At 25.2% G+C, this 19,319-nt stretch carries 20 protein-coding genes and 6 pseudogenes; 5 read left to right on the top strand and 21 right to left on the bottom strand.

Annotated features, from left to right (window positions below):
- Nucleotides 1-100: 100 nt before the first annotated feature.
- Nucleotides 101-436: pseudogene (locus SPIRDC1_RS00235) on the top strand (transposase); the annotation flags it as partial.
- A 43-nt stretch (nt 437-479) separates the two neighbouring features.
- On the opposite strand, the pseudogene SPIRDC1_RS10130 reads toward SPIRDC1_RS00235, so the two are convergent.
- Nucleotides 480-629, bottom strand: a pseudogene (locus SPIRDC1_RS10130) (IS256 family transposase); the annotation flags it as partial.
- Nucleotides 630-725: 96 nt separating this feature from the next.
- Between SPIRDC1_RS10130 and SPIRDC1_RS00230 the strand changes: the two are divergent.
- Nucleotides 726-1,963: pseudogene (locus SPIRDC1_RS00230) on the top strand (IS256 family transposase).
- Between the two features lie 45 nt (nt 1,964-2,008).
- On the opposite strand, the pseudogene SPIRDC1_RS00225 reads toward SPIRDC1_RS00230, so the two are convergent.
- Nucleotides 2,009-2,754: pseudogene (locus SPIRDC1_RS00225) on the bottom strand (IS256 family transposase); the annotation flags it as partial.
- A 94-nt stretch (nt 2,755-2,848) separates the two neighbouring features.
- On the opposite strand from SPIRDC1_RS00225, the gene SPIRDC1_RS00220 reads away from it, so the two are divergent.
- Nucleotides 2,849-4,087 (top strand): IS256 family transposase, encoded by a 1,239-nt coding sequence (locus tag SPIRDC1_RS00220; protein WP_174479940.1) that lies wholly within the window; start codon nt 2,849-2,851, stop codon nt 4,085-4,087.
- A 354-nt stretch (nt 4,088-4,441) separates the two neighbouring features.
- Here the strand turns inward: SPIRDC1_RS00220 and SPIRDC1_RS00215 are convergent, their stop codons facing one another.
- From SPIRDC1_RS00215 to SPIRDC1_RS00185, 7 genes are all read right to left on the bottom strand, one after another.
- Nucleotides 4,442-4,681, bottom strand: coding sequence for a hypothetical protein (locus SPIRDC1_RS00215; protein ID WP_174479939.1), 240 nt, complete (start codon nt 4,679-4,681; stop codon nt 4,442-4,444).
- Between the two features lie 22 nt (nt 4,682-4,703).
- On the bottom strand, nt 4,704-5,174 hold the full coding sequence (locus SPIRDC1_RS00210) for a hypothetical protein (protein WP_174479938.1): 471 nt from the start codon (nt 5,172-5,174) through the stop codon (nt 4,704-4,706).
- Nucleotides 5,175-5,250: 76 nt separating this feature from the next.
- Nucleotides 5,251-6,162, bottom strand: coding sequence for a hypothetical protein (locus SPIRDC1_RS00205; RefSeq protein WP_174479937.1), 912 nt, complete (start codon nt 6,160-6,162; stop codon nt 5,251-5,253).
- 13 nt (nt 6,163-6,175) lie between these two features.
- Nucleotides 6,176-6,409, bottom strand: coding sequence for a hypothetical protein (locus SPIRDC1_RS00200; RefSeq protein WP_233214947.1), 234 nt, complete (start codon nt 6,407-6,409; stop codon nt 6,176-6,178).
- Nucleotides 6,384-7,235 carry a hypothetical protein gene (locus tag SPIRDC1_RS00195; protein ID WP_174479935.1) on the bottom strand — a complete coding sequence of 284 codons (852 nt, stop codon included), beginning with the start codon at nt 7,233-7,235 and terminating at the stop codon, nt 6,384-6,386. Before SPIRDC1_RS00195 ends, SPIRDC1_RS00200 begins: the two co-directional genes overlap by 26 nt.
- Before the next feature lie 2 nt (nt 7,236-7,237).
- Nucleotides 7,238-7,429 (bottom strand): hypothetical protein, encoded by a 192-nt coding sequence (locus tag SPIRDC1_RS00190; RefSeq protein WP_174479934.1) that lies wholly within the window; start codon nt 7,427-7,429, stop codon nt 7,238-7,240.
- Between the two features lie 209 nt (nt 7,430-7,638).
- On the bottom strand, nt 7,639-7,926 hold the full coding sequence (locus tag SPIRDC1_RS00185; RefSeq protein WP_174479933.1) for a hypothetical protein: 288 nt from the start codon (nt 7,924-7,926) through the stop codon (nt 7,639-7,641).
- A 211-nt stretch (nt 7,927-8,137) separates the two neighbouring features.
- Here SPIRDC1_RS00185 and SPIRDC1_RS10125 point away from each other — a divergent pair.
- Nucleotides 8,138-8,287, top strand: a pseudogene (locus tag SPIRDC1_RS10125) (IS256 family transposase); the annotation flags it as partial.
- Nucleotides 8,288-8,309: 22 nt separating this feature from the next.
- On the opposite strand, the pseudogene SPIRDC1_RS00175 reads toward SPIRDC1_RS10125, so the two are convergent.
- The 7 genes and pseudogenes from SPIRDC1_RS00175 to SPIRDC1_RS00145 form a co-directional block, all read right to left on the bottom strand.
- Nucleotides 8,310-9,116, bottom strand: a pseudogene (locus SPIRDC1_RS00175) (IS256 family transposase); the annotation flags it as partial.
- Between the two features lie 94 nt (nt 9,117-9,210).
- Nucleotides 9,211-9,444, bottom strand: coding sequence for a hypothetical protein (locus SPIRDC1_RS00170; protein WP_174479931.1), 234 nt, complete (start codon nt 9,442-9,444; stop codon nt 9,211-9,213).
- A gap of 1 nt (nt 9,445) precedes the next feature.
- A complete protein-coding gene (locus SPIRDC1_RS00165) occupies nt 9,446-10,309 on the bottom strand; it encodes a hypothetical protein (RefSeq protein WP_174479930.1) in 864 nt (287 codons plus the stop codon).
- Between the two features lie 217 nt (nt 10,310-10,526).
- The gene (locus SPIRDC1_RS00160) at nt 10,527-10,730 is read right to left on the bottom strand and encodes a hypothetical protein (RefSeq protein WP_174479929.1); all 204 of its coding nucleotides are present in this window, start codon (nt 10,728-10,730) and stop codon (nt 10,527-10,529) included.
- A 60-nt stretch (nt 10,731-10,790) separates the two neighbouring features.
- Nucleotides 10,791-11,066 (bottom strand): hypothetical protein, encoded by a 276-nt coding sequence (locus SPIRDC1_RS00155; RefSeq protein WP_174479928.1) that lies wholly within the window; start codon nt 11,064-11,066, stop codon nt 10,791-10,793.
- Between the two features lie 222 nt (nt 11,067-11,288).
- Nucleotides 11,289-12,245 (bottom strand): rolling circle replication-associated protein, encoded by a 957-nt coding sequence (locus tag SPIRDC1_RS00150; protein WP_174479927.1) that lies wholly within the window; start codon nt 12,243-12,245, stop codon nt 11,289-11,291.
- A gap of 214 nt (nt 12,246-12,459) precedes the next feature.
- A complete protein-coding gene (locus SPIRDC1_RS00145; RefSeq protein ID WP_174479926.1) occupies nt 12,460-12,828 on the bottom strand; it encodes a hypothetical protein in 369 nt (122 codons plus the stop codon).
- Nucleotides 12,829-13,238: 410 nt separating this feature from the next.
- Here SPIRDC1_RS00145 and SPIRDC1_RS00140 point away from each other — a divergent pair, with 410 nt between their 5' ends.
- The gene (locus SPIRDC1_RS00140; RefSeq protein ID WP_174479925.1) at nt 13,239-14,375 is read left to right on the top strand and encodes a ribosome-inactivating family protein; all 1,137 of its coding nucleotides are present in this window, start codon (nt 13,239-13,241) and stop codon (nt 14,373-14,375) included.
- A 21-nt stretch (nt 14,376-14,396) separates the two neighbouring features.
- Here SPIRDC1_RS00140 and SPIRDC1_RS00135 read toward each other — a convergent pair whose 3' ends face one another.
- The 5 genes from SPIRDC1_RS00135 to SPIRDC1_RS00115 form a co-directional block, all read right to left on the bottom strand.
- Nucleotides 14,397-15,134 carry a pseudouridine synthase gene (locus SPIRDC1_RS00135; protein WP_174479924.1) on the bottom strand — a complete coding sequence of 246 codons (738 nt, stop codon included), beginning with the start codon at nt 15,132-15,134 and terminating at the stop codon, nt 14,397-14,399.
- Nucleotides 15,127-15,708 (bottom strand): SMC-Scp complex subunit ScpB, encoded by a 582-nt coding sequence (gene scpB / locus SPIRDC1_RS00130; protein ID WP_174479923.1) that lies wholly within the window; start codon nt 15,706-15,708, stop codon nt 15,127-15,129. The genes SPIRDC1_RS00135 and scpB overlap by 8 nt, the downstream gene beginning before the upstream one ends.
- Complete coding sequence (locus tag SPIRDC1_RS00125) at nt 15,701-16,453, bottom strand: segregation/condensation protein A (RefSeq protein ID WP_174479922.1); 753 nt, start codon at nt 16,451-16,453, stop codon at nt 15,701-15,703. Before SPIRDC1_RS00125 ends, scpB begins: the two co-directional genes overlap by 8 nt.
- A 160-nt stretch (nt 16,454-16,613) precedes the next feature.
- Nucleotides 16,614-17,930, bottom strand: coding sequence for a hypothetical protein (locus SPIRDC1_RS00120; protein ID WP_174479921.1), 1,317 nt, complete (start codon nt 17,928-17,930; stop codon nt 16,614-16,616).
- Between the two features lie 74 nt (nt 17,931-18,004).
- Complete coding sequence (locus SPIRDC1_RS00115) at nt 18,005-19,312, bottom strand: thymidine phosphorylase (RefSeq protein ID WP_174479920.1); 1,308 nt, start codon at nt 19,310-19,312, stop codon at nt 18,005-18,007.
- Nucleotides 19,313-19,319: the final 7 nt, after the last annotated feature.

Raw genomic sequence — 19,319 nt, 5'->3', positions numbered from 1 at the left:
AATCCGAGGCTTTTTAGTAATCTGTGTGACTTACAAAAATAACTATGTTTAATTAATTCTAGTAAATATAATTTATATATCTAGAAAGAGTGAGTTACAGATGGCTAAAAAAGATAATCTTAATAACAATGATCCAATATCAAAAGCAGTAGATTTATTATTAGAAAATACTGAGGATTTAACAACAGTTTTTAAAGAGGGAGGCTTATATAAAGAATTAACTAAACGATTGGTAGAAAAAATGTTGAATTCTGAGATGCAAAATTATTTAGGACACGAAAGAAATCAACGCAGTAATAATGACAATGTTCGTAATGGTACAACATCAAAAAAATTAATAACTCAACAAGGTAAAATTGAAATTGATGTACCAAGAGATCGTAATAGTAATTTTGAACCAGTAATAATCACAAAAAGACAGAGAAGATTTGATGGTTTGAGGCTTTTTAGTAATCTGTGTTTCTTTGTTTTACAAAGTACTAGTTCAGATTAATTCTGTCTTCAAATTTTATCATAAAATGAGCAACTGCTGTATTTCAATTTTGAATAGGCAATGTTCATTTTTTTGTGATATTTTCAATTGCTAAGTAAAAAATTTTAAAAACTGCCATATCATTAGGAAAAAATTTTGGGAATGTTTAGTAATCTGTGTGACTTACAAAAATAACTATGTTTAATTAATTCTAGTAAATATAATTTATATATCTAGAAAGAGTGAGTTACAGATGGCTAAAAAAGATAATCTTAATAACAATGATCCAATATCAAAAGCAGTAGATTTATTATTAGAAAATACTGAGGATTTAACAACAGTTTTTAAAGAGGGAGGCTTATATAAAGAATTAACTAAACGATTGGTAGAAAAAATGTTGAATTCTGAGATGCAAAATTATTTAGGACACGAAAGAAATCAACGCAGTAATAATGACAATGTTCGTAATGGTACAACATCAAAAAAATTAATAACTCAACAAGGTAAAATTGAAATTGATGTACCAAGAGATCGTAATAGTAATTTTGAACCAGTAATAATCACAAAAAGACAGAGAAGATTTGATGGTTTTGATCAACAAGTTCTTTCACTATATGCAAAAGGTATGACTTTATCAGATATTAGAATGCAGTTGCAAGAGTTATATGATGGCGCAGATATTAGCGAAAGCGTAATTAGTCAAATTACTGATGATGTCATTGATGATGTCAAAGCATGGCAAAATCGTCCATTAGATAGTGTTTATCCAATCATTTATTTTGATTGTATCGTAGTTAAAGTACGTCAGGATAAACGTATTATTAACAAATCAGTTTATATAGCTTTAGGAGTTGATTTAGAAGGTAAAAAAGATGTTTTAGGTTTATGAATTAGTGAAAATGAAGGTGCTAAATTCTGATTAAATAATTTTACAGAAATGAAAAATCGAGGCTTAAATGATATTCTTATTGCTTGTAGTGATAATTTAACAGGCATGTCAGAGGCAATACAATCAGTTTATCCTAAAACTGAACATCAATTATGCATAGTTCATCAAATTAGAAATAGCTTAAAATATGTTTCATACAAACATCGAAAGTCTCTAGTTATCGATTTAAAGCCAATTTATACAGCATGTAGTGAAGAACAAGCAATGCAAGCTTTAGAATCATTTGAAAGTAAATGAAATAAACAATATCCACAAATTGCTAAATCTTGATATAAAAATTGAGAAAATTTAATGGTTTTATTAGTTATCCAGCAGAAATTAAAAGGGTAATTTATACTACAAATGCTATTGAATCTGTTAATAGCCAATTACGAAAAGTTATTAGAAATAAAAAAGTTTTTCCTAATGATATGGCAGTTTTTAAAATTTTTTACTTAGCAATTGAAAATATCACAAAAAAATGAACATTGCCTATTCAAAATTGAAATACAGCAATTGCTAATTTTATGATAAAATTTGAAGACAGAATTAATCTGAACTAGTACTTTGTAAAACAAAGAAACACAGATTACTAAAAAGCCTCAAAATTTTTTATTTCTAATAACTTTTCGTAATTGGCTATTAACAGATTCAATAGCATTTGTAGTATAAATTACCCTTTTAATTTCTGCTGGATAACTAATAAAACCATTAAATTTTCTCAATTTTTATATCAAGATTTAGCAATTTGTGGATATTGTTTATTTCATTTACTTTCAAATGATTCTAAAGCTTGCATTGCTTGTTCTTCACTACATGCTGTATAAATTGGCTTTAAATCGATAACTAGAGACTTTCGATGTTTGTATGAAACATATTTTAAGCTATTTCTAATTTGATGAACTATGCATAATTGATGTTCAGTTTTAGGATAAACTGATTGTATTGCCTCTGACATGCCTGTTAAATTATCACTACAAGCAATAAGAATATCATTTAAGCCTCGATTTTTCATTTCTGTAAAATTATTTAATCAGAATTTAGCACCTTCATTTTCACTAATTCATAAACCTAAAACATCTTTTTTACCTTCTAAATCAACTCCTAAAGCTATATAAACTGATTTGTTAATAATACGTTTATCCTGACGTACTTTAACTACGATACAATCAAAATAAATGATTGGATAAACACTATCTAATGGACGATTTTGCCATGCTTTGACATCATCAATGACATCATCAGTAATTTGACTAATTACGCTTTCGCTAATATCTGCGCCATCATATAACTCTTGCAACTGCATTCTAATATCTGATAAAGTCATACCTTTTGCATATAGTGAAAAAATTTGGGAATGTTTAGTAATCTGTGTGACTTACAAAAATAACTATGTTTAATTAATTCTAGTAAATATAATTTATATATCTAGAAAGAGTGAGTTACAGATGGCTAAAAAAGATAATCTTAATAACAATGATCCAATATCAAAAGCAGTAGATTTATTATTAGAAAATACTGAGGATTTAACAACAGTTTTTAAAGAGGGAGGCTTATATAAAGAATTAACTAAACGATTGGTAGAAAAAATGTTGAATTCTGAGATGCAAAATTATTTAGGACACGAAAGAAATCAACGCAGTAATAATGACAATGTTCGTAATGGTACAACATCAAAAAAATTAATAACTCAACAAGGTAAAATTGAAATTGATGTACCAAGAGATCGTAATAGTAATTTTGAACCAGTAATAATCACAAAAAGACAGAGAAGATTTGATGGTTTTGATCAACAAGTTCTTTCACTATATGCAAAAGGTATGACTTTATCAGATATTAGAATGCAGTTGCAAGAGTTATATGATGGCGCAGATATTAGCGAAAGCGTAATTAGTCAAATTACTGATGATGTCATTGATGATGTCAAAGCATGGCAAAATCGTCCATTAGATAGTGTTTATCCAATCATTTATTTTGATTGTATCGTAGTTAAAGTACGTCAGGATAAACGTATTATTAACAAATCAGTTTATATAGCTTTAGGAGTTGATTTAGAAGGTAAAAAAGATGTTTTAGGTTTATGAATTAGTGAAAATGAAGGTGCTAAATTCTGATTAAATAATTTTACAGAAATGAAAAATCGAGGCTTAAATGATATTCTTATTGCTTGTAGTGATAATTTAACAGGCATGTCAGAGGCAATACAATCAGTTTATCCTAAAACTGAACATCAATTATGCATAGTTCATCAAATTAGAAATAGCTTAAAATATGTTTCATACAAACATCGAAAGTCTCTAGTTATCGATTTAAAGCCAATTTATACAGCATGTAGTGAAGAACAAGCAATGCAAGCTTTAGAATCATTTGAAAGTAAATGAAATAAACAATATCCACAAATTGCTAAATCTTGATATAAAAATTGAGAAAATTTAATGGTTTTTATTAGTTATCCAGCAGAAATTAAAAGGGTAATTTATACTACAAATGCTATTGAATCTGTTAATAGCCAATTACGAAAAGTTATTAGAAATAAAAAAGTTTTTCCTAATGATATGGCAGTTTTTAAAATTTTTTACTTAGCAATTGAAAATATCACAAAAAAATGAACATTGCCTATTCAAAATTGAAATACAGCAATTGCTCATTTTATGATAAAATTTGAAGACAGAATTAATCTGAACTAGTACTTTGTAAAACAAAGAAACACAGATTACTAAAAAGCCTCAAAACTTAATTTTTCCATTAAATTCTTTGTATTCTTTTTTAATTGATAAAATAGCAAAGTTAAATAATCTTTGAGTTATAATTCCAGCACACTCATTTGTCACTGCACGAACAATCACATTTGACTTTTTAATAAATTTATTATCTACTTTCTTTTTTAAACTTCTTGTCATATTTTAACCCCTTAACATATTTCGATAACCAAGTAATAGGGGCTTTGCCCCTCGTTGCTTCGCAACTCACCCCAGCGGGGCTAAACCCCGCGGCCAACCAACCAAGGTTCTGGTTGGCTCCGACCAATAATATAAGTTTATTTACATTTTAGGTGAATTTTGTTTATTTTCGCTTGTTGAAGGTTCATTTTGTAAATTCATAGAATTAATTTTATTGATATTAACTTTAAATGATTTACCATTAAATAACTGATTTCATTTTAATTGATCATCAACACTTAAATTTTCATTACTGCTAAGCGCTAATTTTTTTCTAACTAATTCTAATCTTTGTTTAAATAATTTATTTTCTTGTTTTAAATATTTATTTTTTGTATCCATAACTTTTTTACCTCTTTCTTTTTTACATAAATGGATTAAAACGTTTTCCAGACTTTAAATCTTTGTTTCTTTGATATTCAGCTTCTCTTTTTCTTTGCTCTTCGGCTTCAGCTCTTCTACCTCTTTCTTTTAAATCATCAGCTCTTTTTTGTTTTTCTGCTTCTTTCATTATCCTTTCTTTTTCAGCTTCTCTTTTTCTTTGCTGTTCTTCAGCGTACTTTTTAATTCTTTCTATTTCTTTTGCTTGTTTTTCTGCTTCTCTTTCTCTTTCTTTTTGTTTTTCATATTCTCGTTTTCTTTTTTCTTCTTCTTGTCTTTTCATTAATTCATTTCTTTTTTCTTGGTCTTTTTGTCTTTCTCTTTCTTTTTGTTTTTCTCATTCTTTTATTTTTTCTAATTGCTTAGCTTGTTTTTCTGCTTCTCTTTCTCTTTCTTTTTGTTTTTCTCATTGTTCTCTATTTGAATCATTATTTTGTTTATTTCAATTTCACATAATCTTTTAACCTTTCTTTCAAAATAAAAACCCATTTACTTAAAAATAAAGTAATGGGTTAAAAACTATATTAATTTTATGATTTCATTTTAACATTTTTCTTATTTTTCTGAGAATATTTATTTCTATAATAACAAGCACGACATACAGTATTTTCAGTTTGTAATATATTATCCAACTTATCTAATCCTACTGCTCTAATATCATCAACAGTAAAATCTAATGTTTGTGACTGTTCATAGTCTTTAACACTACTTAATTCACTTTTCAACGAATGAATATAATTCAAAGCACGACTATTATATTTCTGTAAATAAGACTTAGGAAATCATAAACTAAAAGTCATAGTTTTACCACTATAACTAGGTGCTAATCCACCACGTTTAATTATTCGCTTTGTTTGTCTTTTAGATAATACAACTTTATTATAATCATCAACATTAGTATAAATATTTAGTTTAAACTTAACTAAAAATAACAAAATACGCATTCTTTTAACTTGAACAATATACTCTACTTTTTCACGTGCTTGTTTTGGTATTCTATCGGGGTGTTGTTCAATCATATACATAATTCCATTAAAATTATGACCTATTAACTTACAAAACATTCCTAAACTTTCTTGTGTTTCTTTAAATTCGGGCGACAAATCATTACTATTAATTTTCAAACCTAACTCATCTAAAACAACCATATCACACTCTTTAAAAGCATAATTACTATTTAATTGATTAAATTTAAAAACATCATCATAAGAACAACGATAACTATATTCATTATGTACTTTAATAGGAATAGGACTCACTACCCTACCTTTATGTTTTTGTGCTAAACAACAAGCAAGAGCAGATTTACCAGTACGTGGTGGTGCTGAAATAATATAACTACCTACACGTTGTAATATCTTTATATTTTTTCTAGTTATTAAAAATGGATATAATATTATTAATAATAAAATTCCTAAAAGTAAATAACCATATCAAGGCATTATTTATCAACTCCTAACCAACTAAAAATCCAACTGCTTTTAAAAATACTCACAATGTTAAAACTTGTTCTAAACCACTAGTAAAATCAACATTTAAAACAGAACTAATAGTATCATCAAAAATACGTCTCAATAATCCGTCAAGTTTAGTAAAAAATTCTCTTAATGGTTCCACCGGTAAAACTTTACCAACAACACCATAAAGTACTCATCTAAAAGCATTACGTAAATGACCAAAAAACATCATATCAACTAACACGCTCATACTCAGGGTTAAAAGGACTATTTGGCGGTACTGGTGTTACTTTCTCACTTGAAAAAATATTAATTTGACCAAAATTCAACTGTGGTGAAAAAGTTGCTCTAGTTGATTCACCATGAACATCAAAAAATACTGTTAAATGTCTTAAATTTGGAACACGAATAGGCATAGTAACAAAATTATATAAATCTTGTTGATAAATATCATTATCCACTTTACCTTTAAAAACATATTTTGTATCACCAACATAATCTAAAAAACTAAAAGTAAAATTAGCAGTAAAAGTTTTAAAATATTCATATTCAAAATAAAACATAAAACCTTGAATATAAAAACTCAAAGGTTTATCAATTTCAAAATTTAACTGTGTTTGAAAATTTATAATACTTTTACCAGTATTAACAAAATTTAAATTATTAGTATTATTCTTTGCAACATAATTATGATTAAACATAATACGTGAAAATTCATCTAATTGTTTTCTATTAAAAGTATAAACGCCAGTTCCCATATCTATCATTTGTGACGGAACACCAACTGTATCACTATAATAATAACACGTATATAAAACTTCATTATTACCTATAAATTCACCACTTACTAATTTTAAATCCGGTTGGTCAACATCAAAATAAGCAGAATTTCATGGTATTGTTGCTCAATCATCAAAATTATGATACTTAACATGTTTAACCATTTCTTTTGTAATATCATAATTAACGACATTAGGGTCATTTGAAACAATTAAACTAGTGGGTGCTTGAACAGAAGTATTTACAACAAAAAATAATTTAGCAAACTTAAATCACATAATTATTTACCAAATAAACATTTTAAAATTCACCATGAACCATAAAACAAAACAAATCCAATAAAAAACTGTGTTCCATAAACTACTAAATTTCATAAAATAGTAGTAAAATCATCAACTGGATTACCTATAAACATAGTTCAATAATCAACTATACATTGATGTATTTTATTGTAAATTTCTAAAACACTCATACTTAACACCTACCCAAACAATGACCTAAAAACAAATTTAATACTACGATAAATAAAATTAAAAAATACACCTAATACTAATCAAAAAGTCAAATTAAACAAAATATAAACTTCATTAGTAATATTTGGTTGATTTAAAAATATTTGAATATCTTTACTAGAAAATATAAAAATAAAATGTAATATACTAAGAACAAAATTAGACATAATTAATTACCTACTTTTATTCCACTAACATCTTGTGTTTGTTTATGACCCTTAGCAATTTCTTTACCAACTGAAACAGAAGCCTTACCAATTTTCTTAACACCATAACCTAAACCTAATGTTGGTAACATTAATTCGGGTAAAATAACCCTAAATGCAAATCTAAGCAAAATTAAAAATATCATTAACGTACCTAAATTAAAACCTAAATCACCAAGTGGAAAACTAAAAAACTTCATAAAAATTGAAGCAAATAAATGCATAACTGTTGTAATAAAAGGTATAAACATAATTTCACATCCTAATGTCTTGTAAATCTAAATAATCCTAAAATTAAATAAAATACAAAACTAACATTTATTAAAGCAAGAATAGGCAAAGGTAAAGTGTATAAACTATCATAAAAAAACGACTTAATAAAAAGTGTCACAGTATGTAATCCAGCAAAAGAACTTAAATACTGCATATAAATAGTTTGTACCAAAGTATTAACAACTGGTAAAAGTTTTTCCTAATGATATGGCAGTTTTTAAAATTTTTTACTTAGCAATTGAAAATATCACAAAAAAATGAACATTGCCTATTCAAAATTGAAATACAGCAATTGCTCATTTTATGATAAAATTTGAAGACAGAATTAATCTGAACTAGTACTTTGTAAAACAAAGAAACACAGATTACTAAAAAGCCTCTGAACTATGCATAATTGATGTTCAGTTTTAGGATAAACTGATTGTATTGCCTCTGACATGCCTGTTAAATTATCACTACAAGCAATAAGAATATCATTTAAGCCTCGATTTTTCATTTCTGTAAAATTATTTAATCAGAATTTAGCACCTTCATTTTCACTAATTCATAAACCTAAAACATCTTTTTTACCTTCTAAATCAACTCCTAAAGCTATATAAACTGATTTGTTAATAATACGTTTATCCTGACGTACTTTAACTACGATACAATCAAAATAAATGATTGGATAAACACTATCTAATGGACGATTTTGCCATGCTTTGACATCATCAGTAATTTGACTAATTACGCTTTCGCTAATATCTGCGCCATGATATAACTCTTGCAACTGCATTCTAATATCTGATAAAGTCATACCTTTTGCATATAGTGAAAGAACTTGTTGATCAAAACCATCAAATCTTCTCTGTCTTTTTGTGATTATTACTGGTTCAAAATTACTATTGCGATCTCTTGGTACATCAATTTCAATTTTACCTTGTTGAGTTATTAATTTTTTTGATGTTGTACCATTACGAACATTGTCATTATTACTGCGTTGATTTCTTTCGTGTCCTAAATAATTTTGCATCTCAGAATTCAACATTTTTTCTACCAATCGTTTAGTTAATTCTTTATATAAGCCTCCCTCTTTAAAAACTGTTGTTAAATCCTCAGTATTTTCTAATAATAAATCTACTGCTTTTGATATTGGATCATTGTTATTAACAATATCTTTTTTAGCCATCTGTAACTCACTCTTTCTAGATATATAAATTATATTTACTAGAATTAATTAAACATAGTTATTTTTGTAAGTCACACAGATTACTAAACATTCCCTAATCACCCCCTTTCTCTAATTCTTTTTGTTGTTTTTCCATTTCTAATTTACGTTTCTTTTTTTCAAAATCTTTACGACAAAAAGTACAATCAGGGTCATTTTCTTTTTCCTTTACATGTTTTTTATGTTTGAATTTCTGTATACCCTCATGTATTCAATTACGACAAAATCAAAGTATAAGACAAAACCCACCAATATATAAAGCATATTTTATAATCTCCTTAAAATCCATTTTAAACACCACCTAACGTATAAGCATAAGAATAATCCCAATTTAAACTTGCTCTATCTAAATTAATCTCAGACATACTATCATCATTTAAATCAACATCAACCATACCGTCATCTGTACTTTGATAATCATTAACACTACCATTAATCAATCTTGCTCTTTCATCTGTAAATACTTCTTGTAATTCTGTATTATTATCTGTATTTCCTAACGGTAACAATAAAGTATTTATAATCTCACTTGCTCCGGCAATAATCGTAGGAATAGCAAAATAATTATTAAAATTATTATTAATTCCCATAGCAACCCCACTACTAATCAAACAACCACCAGTCCACATATTCGCTATTTTACGTATAGTTTCAAATCTATTAGGTATTAATTCAGTTAAACCACTAATAACATTTGCTATACCAAAACTATTTAAAGATATATAAGTATCTCAATCTACAAAAGGAACATCAATTATAGGTTTAACAGTTGTAAATGGTGGATACGTTGGTTTAGGTGGTTCAGTAGGACAAGGTGGCCAAAAACAAGGTTCATCTCTTAATAAAGAAACTGACTTATTTACATACTGAACAAACTTAGCATAATTAATTAATCCAATTGTTCCTAAACCTAAAAATATCTTTTTATAACTATTAATAACTTTATTTCTAGTAGTTGGTCTTTGATTAATATTCCATATATCAATTCCTAACTTTTTACTAAATAACAAAGAATTTATAGAACCTAATACTGGGTCTTTTAAATATTGACCATAATAAGCACTAACACCTACCATAGCACTTAATGGACTTATTCCAGTTCTTAAAATTTTAGTTAAAGTATAATTACTAGTTTGTTCTAACTCATTAGGCATAAATAAAACTCCTTACTTTATATAGCAATAAGGAGCTTATTTATGAATTATAATCTAATCCATTGGGGCTTAATGAAAAATATATAATCCATATATAAGCCCCTTATTCAATTTTTACTTGTTTCTTTTATTCTCTTTTCTTATTCGTTCCATTTCATTAGCAACTCTGTAACACATTTCACAACCACATACTCGTTCATAAGTTCAATCACTACACTTATGTCTCATAATTTAACTTACTTTCTTGCTGTCTCATTGCCTTATTTAAAGCAATATCTAATATACAATTTGGACAATAATATTTTCTAGTATATAAGTTTTGTAAAACTCTTTTAGGACAAATAACTTGGTCACAAAGTTTACATATATAAATCGCTAAATGAAATGCTTGCTCACATGAACAATTATCATTTTTAGCCATAATTTAAACTTAAGTCCTAACATATTAATAATTATTTAAAATTACCCTTTTAATAAATAACTATTTTCAATTAGAAAGTTTTTTAATATTACCGCTTAAATCAAGTTCAAGTGAATAAAAATTGCCAACTTTTAAATCAACAGTAGATAAACAATTATTAAAATCACTAGCAAATTCTGGATTATATCATTTATCACGTGTTTGACCAGTTGGCACGCTTGTTTGTTTATTTATTTCTACAAACTTCAAAACATCAAACTTTAATGTTTGACCTTTATTATTTTTATCGGGTATCATCTTATCTTTTTCAATATTAACTAATTGAGTTTTAAACATAAAAAAACTTAACCTTCACAATCATTAAAAATTAATTTAATAAGTTAAGCATAGTAGGGTAACCTACGCTTAATAATAATATATCATAAAAAAATAAAAATACAATAAAAATAAAAAAATGAACATCAGTAATGATTGTGAAAATTACTAATGTTCATTAACCATTATATATATATATATATATATATACAAGTAAAATTATAAAAAAATTAAGTTTTTCTTCTAATGTAAAACTTTTTTCTTAAAATCTATTATCTCAACTTTGTTACCAAAAACTTTATCAATCCAAGTCAAAACATCTTTATCTCTTTGAATTAAATAACCTATTTCACTAGTCCGTAAATAATGATTATGCGATAAAGCACTTAAATATACATATTTTTCATAATCTTCATAATCTTTAAAACAATCATTTACAACAGTACTTTCAATAATACCACCAATCATAACAGTATCACCACTACTATCTCTTTGAGATTTAAAATAAAATACATTTGTTGCATTAAAACTTGCTTTAATTATATCTTGAATTCTCATTTTTTTAATTCCACGAACTACAATAGGATTTTTACAATTACGACTAAAAGCATAAGCTTTTATACCTATATCTGCTTGATTTAAAGACTTAACATCATCTAATGCTTTTGTAACATATTTACCTAAATATTTAATAACAAACTCATTTGTACCTTTTTTAACAACAATTAACTTAATTCCTTGTTTTTCAGCATGTGGTCATCAATCAATTATCATACTGTAAGGTATTTTACGATTAAACAATATATGAAAATGAACTGCTCCACGAGTTTGATATTCATAAACATAAAAATGTTTTAATTCACCTAAATATTTAGAACGTTTAGGGTCATTTCATCATTTCTTTAATTTAAGAAAAAATAAACGAATATCTTTTTTTGCTTTCCTAATATCTTGCATATTATCTTTATAAGTTAAAGTAAGAAAACTTAACATTTGACTATCACAAAAATTATGTAAAGCTTTTTGTATCAAATTAGTTTTAGTACGAGAAGTATTATTTCTTAATTTCTGTTTATTACCAACATAAGATTTACCCCTAATATTTCCAACATTATTTAAAAAAGAAATAGGTAAAACAACGTTTTTAACATAAGAAGCATAAAAAAGCTTTTTGATATAAAAATCTTGTTGAATATCCATATATAAAACTTCACAATCTAGCTTTTAAAAACTAATTTTATACATTTTAATAACAAACAAATCTTAACATAAAAAATTATAAAAGCAAACACAAAACAAAAATGATACTTAATTAATTTAATTTAATTAATTTAAAGTGATTATATCATAATTTAAAAAAAATTAAATTCTAGATTTTTAAATGATTTTATTAAAAAATAGCGTGTTATATATTTTACATTTTTAATGTATGTACTTTTAATGAAGGAGTTGAAACCGAAATATTTTGTACATCTTTATTAATTTTTTTAATAACAAAATTTGATATTTTGTTATCATTTTCTAAGTTTTTCTTTACAAAAAATTGTTTTTTATAACATTCAAAATACTGTTCTTTTCAATATTTAACTATTTCTTTTTCTTTTTTATAAAGTTTAATAGAAAATTTATATCAGAATTTATTGATTGATAATTCTAACTCGAGATTATTAACTAAGAATTCATTATTTATATTTTTACTTAATAAAAAGTTTTGATGTTCTAAAAGTTGAATTTTTATTTCTTGAAAATTATAATTTTGTTCTAAAATTGAATCTTTTATCATATCTATCTCTTCGTCACAATAGTTATTTCTATTAAATATGATTTCATTTAAAATTTCATTATTACGTTTATATAATTTTTTTTATATTTAATATTTTTTCATTTATCTCTTTTAAATGTTCTTCTTTCATTTTTTTCCTTTCAAAAAAAATTCATTTATTTTAATTTTTAAAATAAACTATAAATAATAATAATAAATGATTATCTAAAAAACATAAAAAATGCTTTTAACACTATTAAAGTTTTTATTATTACTTTTTTTGAAATTTGACTTATTTTGAAATAATATAAAAGATTCTAAAGTTGACAAATTTTTTTATTTTCTATACTGTATATAACTAAATATTAGTTTTTAACCCATTTACTTTCATAAAAAGTAAATGGGTTTTTATTTTGAAAGGGAAATTAAATATGCCAAAAAAATCAAATTTTGAAAAAAAAGATTGAAAAGAAAAAGAAAAAGAAAAATTTGATGAAGAAGAAATAATCCACTCAAGTATTTTTCATACAATAACAATTTTAGAAGTTTTAAATGATAATCCTATAATATTTTTTAAAAAATTAAATCATATTATTAAAGAATTATATATAGAAACTATTTTATTAAAAATGCCAAATACATATGGTTCAAATGCTAACTCAGAGTTTTATTATATAAATCAAAAAGCACAATATGATTACTTTTCAATTACTGTAAATATTGAACAAAAAACGTTAAAATTATTTTTTTGTTCAAAAAGTTTATACCTACAAGGATTTACTTTTGAAACAACTTATTATTATTTTGAAGATAGCACATTAATAAATCCTAATATAAAAAATATTATTTACCAATCTTTATATTTTGTAGGAAGTTATGTAGCAAGTAATGGACTCCAGGCACATAATAATTATTCTTGACAAACAATACATAATGATTTTTTATTATTAACAAATTCTAACTTAAATGAAAATCAAATTAAATGCTCATTAATAGGAGTAATTCTAGCTACATCAGAAAGTATTCGTTTCAGAAGTGTTAAATATTTTATTCTTCAAAGTCAAAGATCTATAAATCCAATAATACAAAGTTGAGTTTTTTTTCAAAAAATCATAAGAAATTGAGATCGCGGAACACATAATGCTATTAATTATCTTTTAAATAATAAAGGTAACTTAAATAAATATTTTCACCAAGAATTAAGTAATAATGGATTAAGAATAATGGTTTTTAACACAAGCATGTATCATGCAATTAACAATTATCAAAATCCACCATTAATAACTCCAAAACAAAAATGAAAAATAAAAAAATTACAAGATTGAATAGATACCGGTATTAAAATCTGTGAAAAACAAAAATACGCTATTGCTAAAGAAACAAATAAATTTCAAAACTTAAATAATCTTATTGAAATACTGAAAAATTTTAAAAATGATATTATTACAAATAAAAAATTACAAGACGAAATAAAAACAGCAAAAGATTTTGCTGATAATATTATTGAAATAAATAAGGTTTTTGATATAAAGACAAACCCAGAAAATATAAAAAGTTGTTATATTTAAAAAATAAATTATTCTTTTATTTTAACTCTTTTGACTCAATTTCATCAATGTTGTTACTTCTTCTTCTGTCAAATAACGATATTCACCCATTGCTAAACCTTTTAAAGTAATATTAGCAACTTGTAAACGCTTTAAAGTAATTACTCTACTTCCTACTGCTTTAATCATACGTTTAACTTGTTGATTTTGTCCTTCATGAATAGTGAGATGTAGTAAAGTATTTTCTTTTTTTATATTTTTATAAATTATTTTAACAACAGCAGGAGAAGTTGTAAATGAAGTTGATAAAATAATACCGTCTTGTAGTTTTTTAATAGCATTTGATGACAAAATACCACTTGCCAATAATTCATATACCTTATCTATTTTATAACGAGGATGAATAATAGCATTAGTAAATTCACCATCATTAGTCATTAACAACAAACCTGAAGTATCAAAATCTAAACGACCGACTGGGTAAATTCTACTATTAATATTAGTAAAATAATTCATTACCGTTGGTCGATTTTTAGGATCACTTACTGTTGTTAAACAATTGGGTGGTTTATAAAATACTAAATAAATATGATTAGATTTCTTAATAATTTGATTATTAACTTTAATAACATCACTACTTGTAACTTTAAAACCTAACGTTGTAATAATTTGCCCATTAACTGTTACTTGCCCATTAATAATTAGTAATTCTGCTTTTCTTCGTGAACATACTCCAGAATTAGCAATAACTTTTTGCAAGCGTTCTAAATCATTATTCATTAGTAAAGTTGTAGATTTCTTGTTCATCATTTTGGTTATTAAATTGGGGCAAAGTTGGTAATTGAGTTAAAGATTCGATATTAAAATGATCCATAAATTCATCAGTTAAATCATATAAAATTGGTTTTCCTGGTAATTCACTACGACCGATCTCGGTAATTAAATTTAAACTTTTTAGTTTAAAAATAATAGAATCACAATTTACACCACGAATATCTTCAATTTGTGGTTTAGTAACTGGATGATTATAAGCAATAATAGCTAATGTTTCTAAAGCTGCTTGTGATAAACGTATTAAAGGTTGTTGTTTTAATACTTGATAGTGATTATAATGAATAGGTTTTGTTGTTAATTTATAAATATTACCAACTTTAATTAAACTTAAACCACTGGTATCATCATCATTTAATTTCATTTGTAAAGATGCAATTAAATTTTCAACAGTTTTTGGTTTTTTTGTTAATTCTAAATATTCAGCAAGTGTTAATAAATCAAGGCCTTCATTACCAGCAATAAATAATAAACCTTGTAAAACTGCTAATCTTTCGTTTGTTTTTCAATTGCTATTATTCATTTTTCTCACCTCGATAAATTACTGTAATTTCAGTAAAAGTATTAGTTTGTATAATATGTAACATTTGATGATTTGCAAGGTCTAAAATTGCAATAAAAGTAATAATAAAATAATGTAAAGTTAATATTTTAGTAAAAAATAATTGTTCTAAAGTAAAGTGTTGCTTGGGATTTTTTTTCAGTAACTGTTTAATTTCTTTAGCTCGATCTTCAGCTGAAATTAAGTTTAATGCTAAATTAACTGGTAATTTATTTTCATTTTGCAGTCTATTAAATAAGTTTAACATTGCTTGTGTTAGTTTATTAACATTATTTTTTACCAAAATTGGTGTAATTTCATCAACTAAATATGTTTTTAAATCACTAGGTGCTTTTGTTAATAATTGGGTTCTATATACAGCCTGTTCTTTAAAATAATTACTTATTTCTTTAAATTTTTTATATTCTAATAAACGAGCAATTAATTTTTGACGATTAACTTCATTTTCATAAGCACTATCTACTACTAGTTCTTGTTTTGGTAATAATTGTTTTGATTGCAATTCTAATAAATAAGCAGCAATCGGTAAATATTCACTTACTAAATCAATGTTTTTAATTAATTCTTCATTAATAAAATGAACATATTGGTTAGTAACATCATTTAGATTTAAATCTAAAATATCAATATTTTTTTCTTTAATTAAATGCAAAAGCAAATCCATTGGTCCTTGAAAAGATTCAATTGTAATTACTGGTTGTAACATTATTCTCGTTCCCTCAATATCATTTTATACTTATTAATATTAATTATAACTTAATTTAATAGTATAGTACTTGATTAATCTTTAATAAATAAAAAAAACTTATTTTTAATTTTTTAATGATTAAAATAAGTTTTAAAAGTTATTATATATTTAAATATTATTATTTAACTTCACGTAACGTAATATGAATATTTTCGGCAGATATTTCAAATTTTGAAGCTGTCTTTATATCTGGAAAGTCTTTACTTAGATCATATTCTAATTTAAAGTTTAAATTAAAATAACCATTTTTTTCATTAGGATTAAGATTAAATCCACTTTCAGGATTAGTAATAGTTATTACACTATCATTTCATTTAGAAGCAAGAATAGTATAAATTTTATTAATTTTAGCAAAATAACCATTTGTTATAACTTGTTCTTTTATTTTTCCATCTTTGTCATAATCTGAATACTTATCTGAAGCTTTTGGTAATTCCTTTACTGTATCAACTGTTCACTCAGAAAATATTTTTGAAATTTGTGTTGTTGCATCAACAAAAGTTTGGTTAATCTTAATAGCAGTAGTACTTTCAATATCACCAGTATTAAAAGTAGATTTACCATCATTACCAACTAAGAAATCAATAGTAATATTACTAACATTACCATTAAATACAATTGATTTATCATCATTATTGGTCACCGTTGGATCTGTCATTTTAAATAAAGTTGATTTAGCATCATTTGAAAAATCACCTGAAAATTCAAAACTTAAACTTAAACCAGAATATTGAACTTTATCTTTAATGGCAACATTTAAATTTTGTTTAATATATGATAACTGAGTTCTAGCAATTTCTTCTTTTGAAGGTGCATCAATTTTTCCATCAATTGGTAAATTTTCAACATTAATATTTAAATTACCTTTAGTAATTTCTTCTTTAATAAAGTCTCTAATTGCAACAGCTTTTTTTTGATCACTAGTATGACTTGTATCATTATTAATTGTAATTTTAATATCTTTAGTAACTGATGGTAAATTTAAATAAGAGATTTCTGCTTTTACTCATAAATAACCATTGACTAATTCACTACCAGTTGGTAAAACAAACTTAGGTTTGTCTTTTTCATCATTATCATTATCTTTTTTTGGAACATAGTCCATAATTTTGACATGTGCATCAGGGTGATATCAATTTGTTGGATGTTCATTGGTACTTTCTTTAAGTTTACTAGAGAAAAAGTTACCAATAGCTGTTTTCACAGAAGTATCTAATTCGCTAAAAATTTTACCTTTCATTTCTCCTATATTGGTATCATTTGATAAATTAAGATCAGCCTTAATTTGCACACTACTATCAGTAACAAAAGAGGCAGCAAAATTAAGAATATCACTTGGAGTCATTTGATTATTTTCACTACCACAAGCAACAACTGTTACAACTGGTGTTGTTGCTAAAGCAAGTGTGCCCAGTAATTTTAATAAAGATTTCACAAAAACGCTCCTTATCATTTCATTTAATTAATATTTTTAAAATACTGTAACATTATAAACAATTTTAAACTAAATTACATTATTATTTCTAAAATTATTGGTTTAATATCGTATTTTTTATTAGTAATCTGAAATGTAGAAATTGCCAAATCTAAAAATTGTTGATGAAAATGTTGATCTTTATTAGTATGGAGTTCCATAATTACACTATTTTTTTCAACTTTTTGACCATGAATTTGTTTTAAATAAATTCCTGCCACTGGATCAATGATATCAGTTTTAGTAGTTCTTCCTGCTCCTAATATTACTGATAATTCACCTAAAGCATAATTATTAGTAACATCTAAATAGCCCGATAATTGTGCCTTAACTTTAATAATATATTTAGCTGGTGGTAATTTATAAATATTATCAAGATATTTAGTATCTCCACCTTGACTTTTAACAAAATCATAAAAAATTTGTAGTGGTTTTTCACTAGTAAACATAGCATTAGCTTTATCAATACCCTCTTTTAAGGTTTTTACGTTTTTAGCTCCCAATAAGGCTAAAGCTACTAAATTACTAACAAGAATTTTCAAATCTTCTGGCCCTTTATTTTTTAAGCTTAAAATAACTTCTTGTAATTCTAGTGCATTACCAATTGTTTGTCCTAAAGGCTTATTCATATCACTAATAATAGCATAAATTTTTTTATTAAAAGCTTTACCAATATGTACCATTAATTTTGCTAACTTTCTTGCAGTTACTATATCCTGAACAAAGGCACCTTTTCCACATTTAATGTCTAGTAAAATTAAATCAGCACCCATCGCTATTTTTTTAGACATAACACTAGCAGCAATTAATGGTAATGAATCAACCGTTCCTGAAACATCACGTAGTGCATATAATTTTTTATCAGCAGGCACTAAATTACTAGTTTGACTAATAATACTCATACCAACTTTATTAACAACTTTAATAAAATCTGATATTGCCAAATCACATTTAAAATTTGGAATTATTTCCAGTTTATCAATAGTACCACCAGTAATACCCAATCCTCTTCCTGAAATTTTTGCAACCTTTAATCCACAAGCAGCAGCTAATGGACCAAATACTAAACTAGTTTTATCACCAACACCACCAGTTGAATGTTTATCAACACTAAAACTAGTAATTTGTGATAAATCCATGGTTTCACCACTATTAATAACAGCTTTTGTATATTCTACTAATTCATCATTAGTCATTCCCTGAAAATAAACAGCCATTGCTCAAGCACTAATTTGATAGTCTGGTATTGTTTCATTGACAATACCTTCTGTTAAAAATTTTAGTTCTTCTTTATTTAAACTTTGTCCTAATTTCTTTTTAGAGATTAAATCAATCATATACATTTTAATA

Origin of the sequence: Spiroplasma endosymbiont of Danaus chrysippus, from assembly GCF_902809815.1 — a bacterium.
Classification (GTDB): domain Bacteria; phylum Bacillota_I; class Bacilli_A; order Mycoplasmatales; family VBWQ01; genus Spiroplasma_E.
This window is presented reverse-complemented; position numbering and strand designations above follow the sequence as displayed.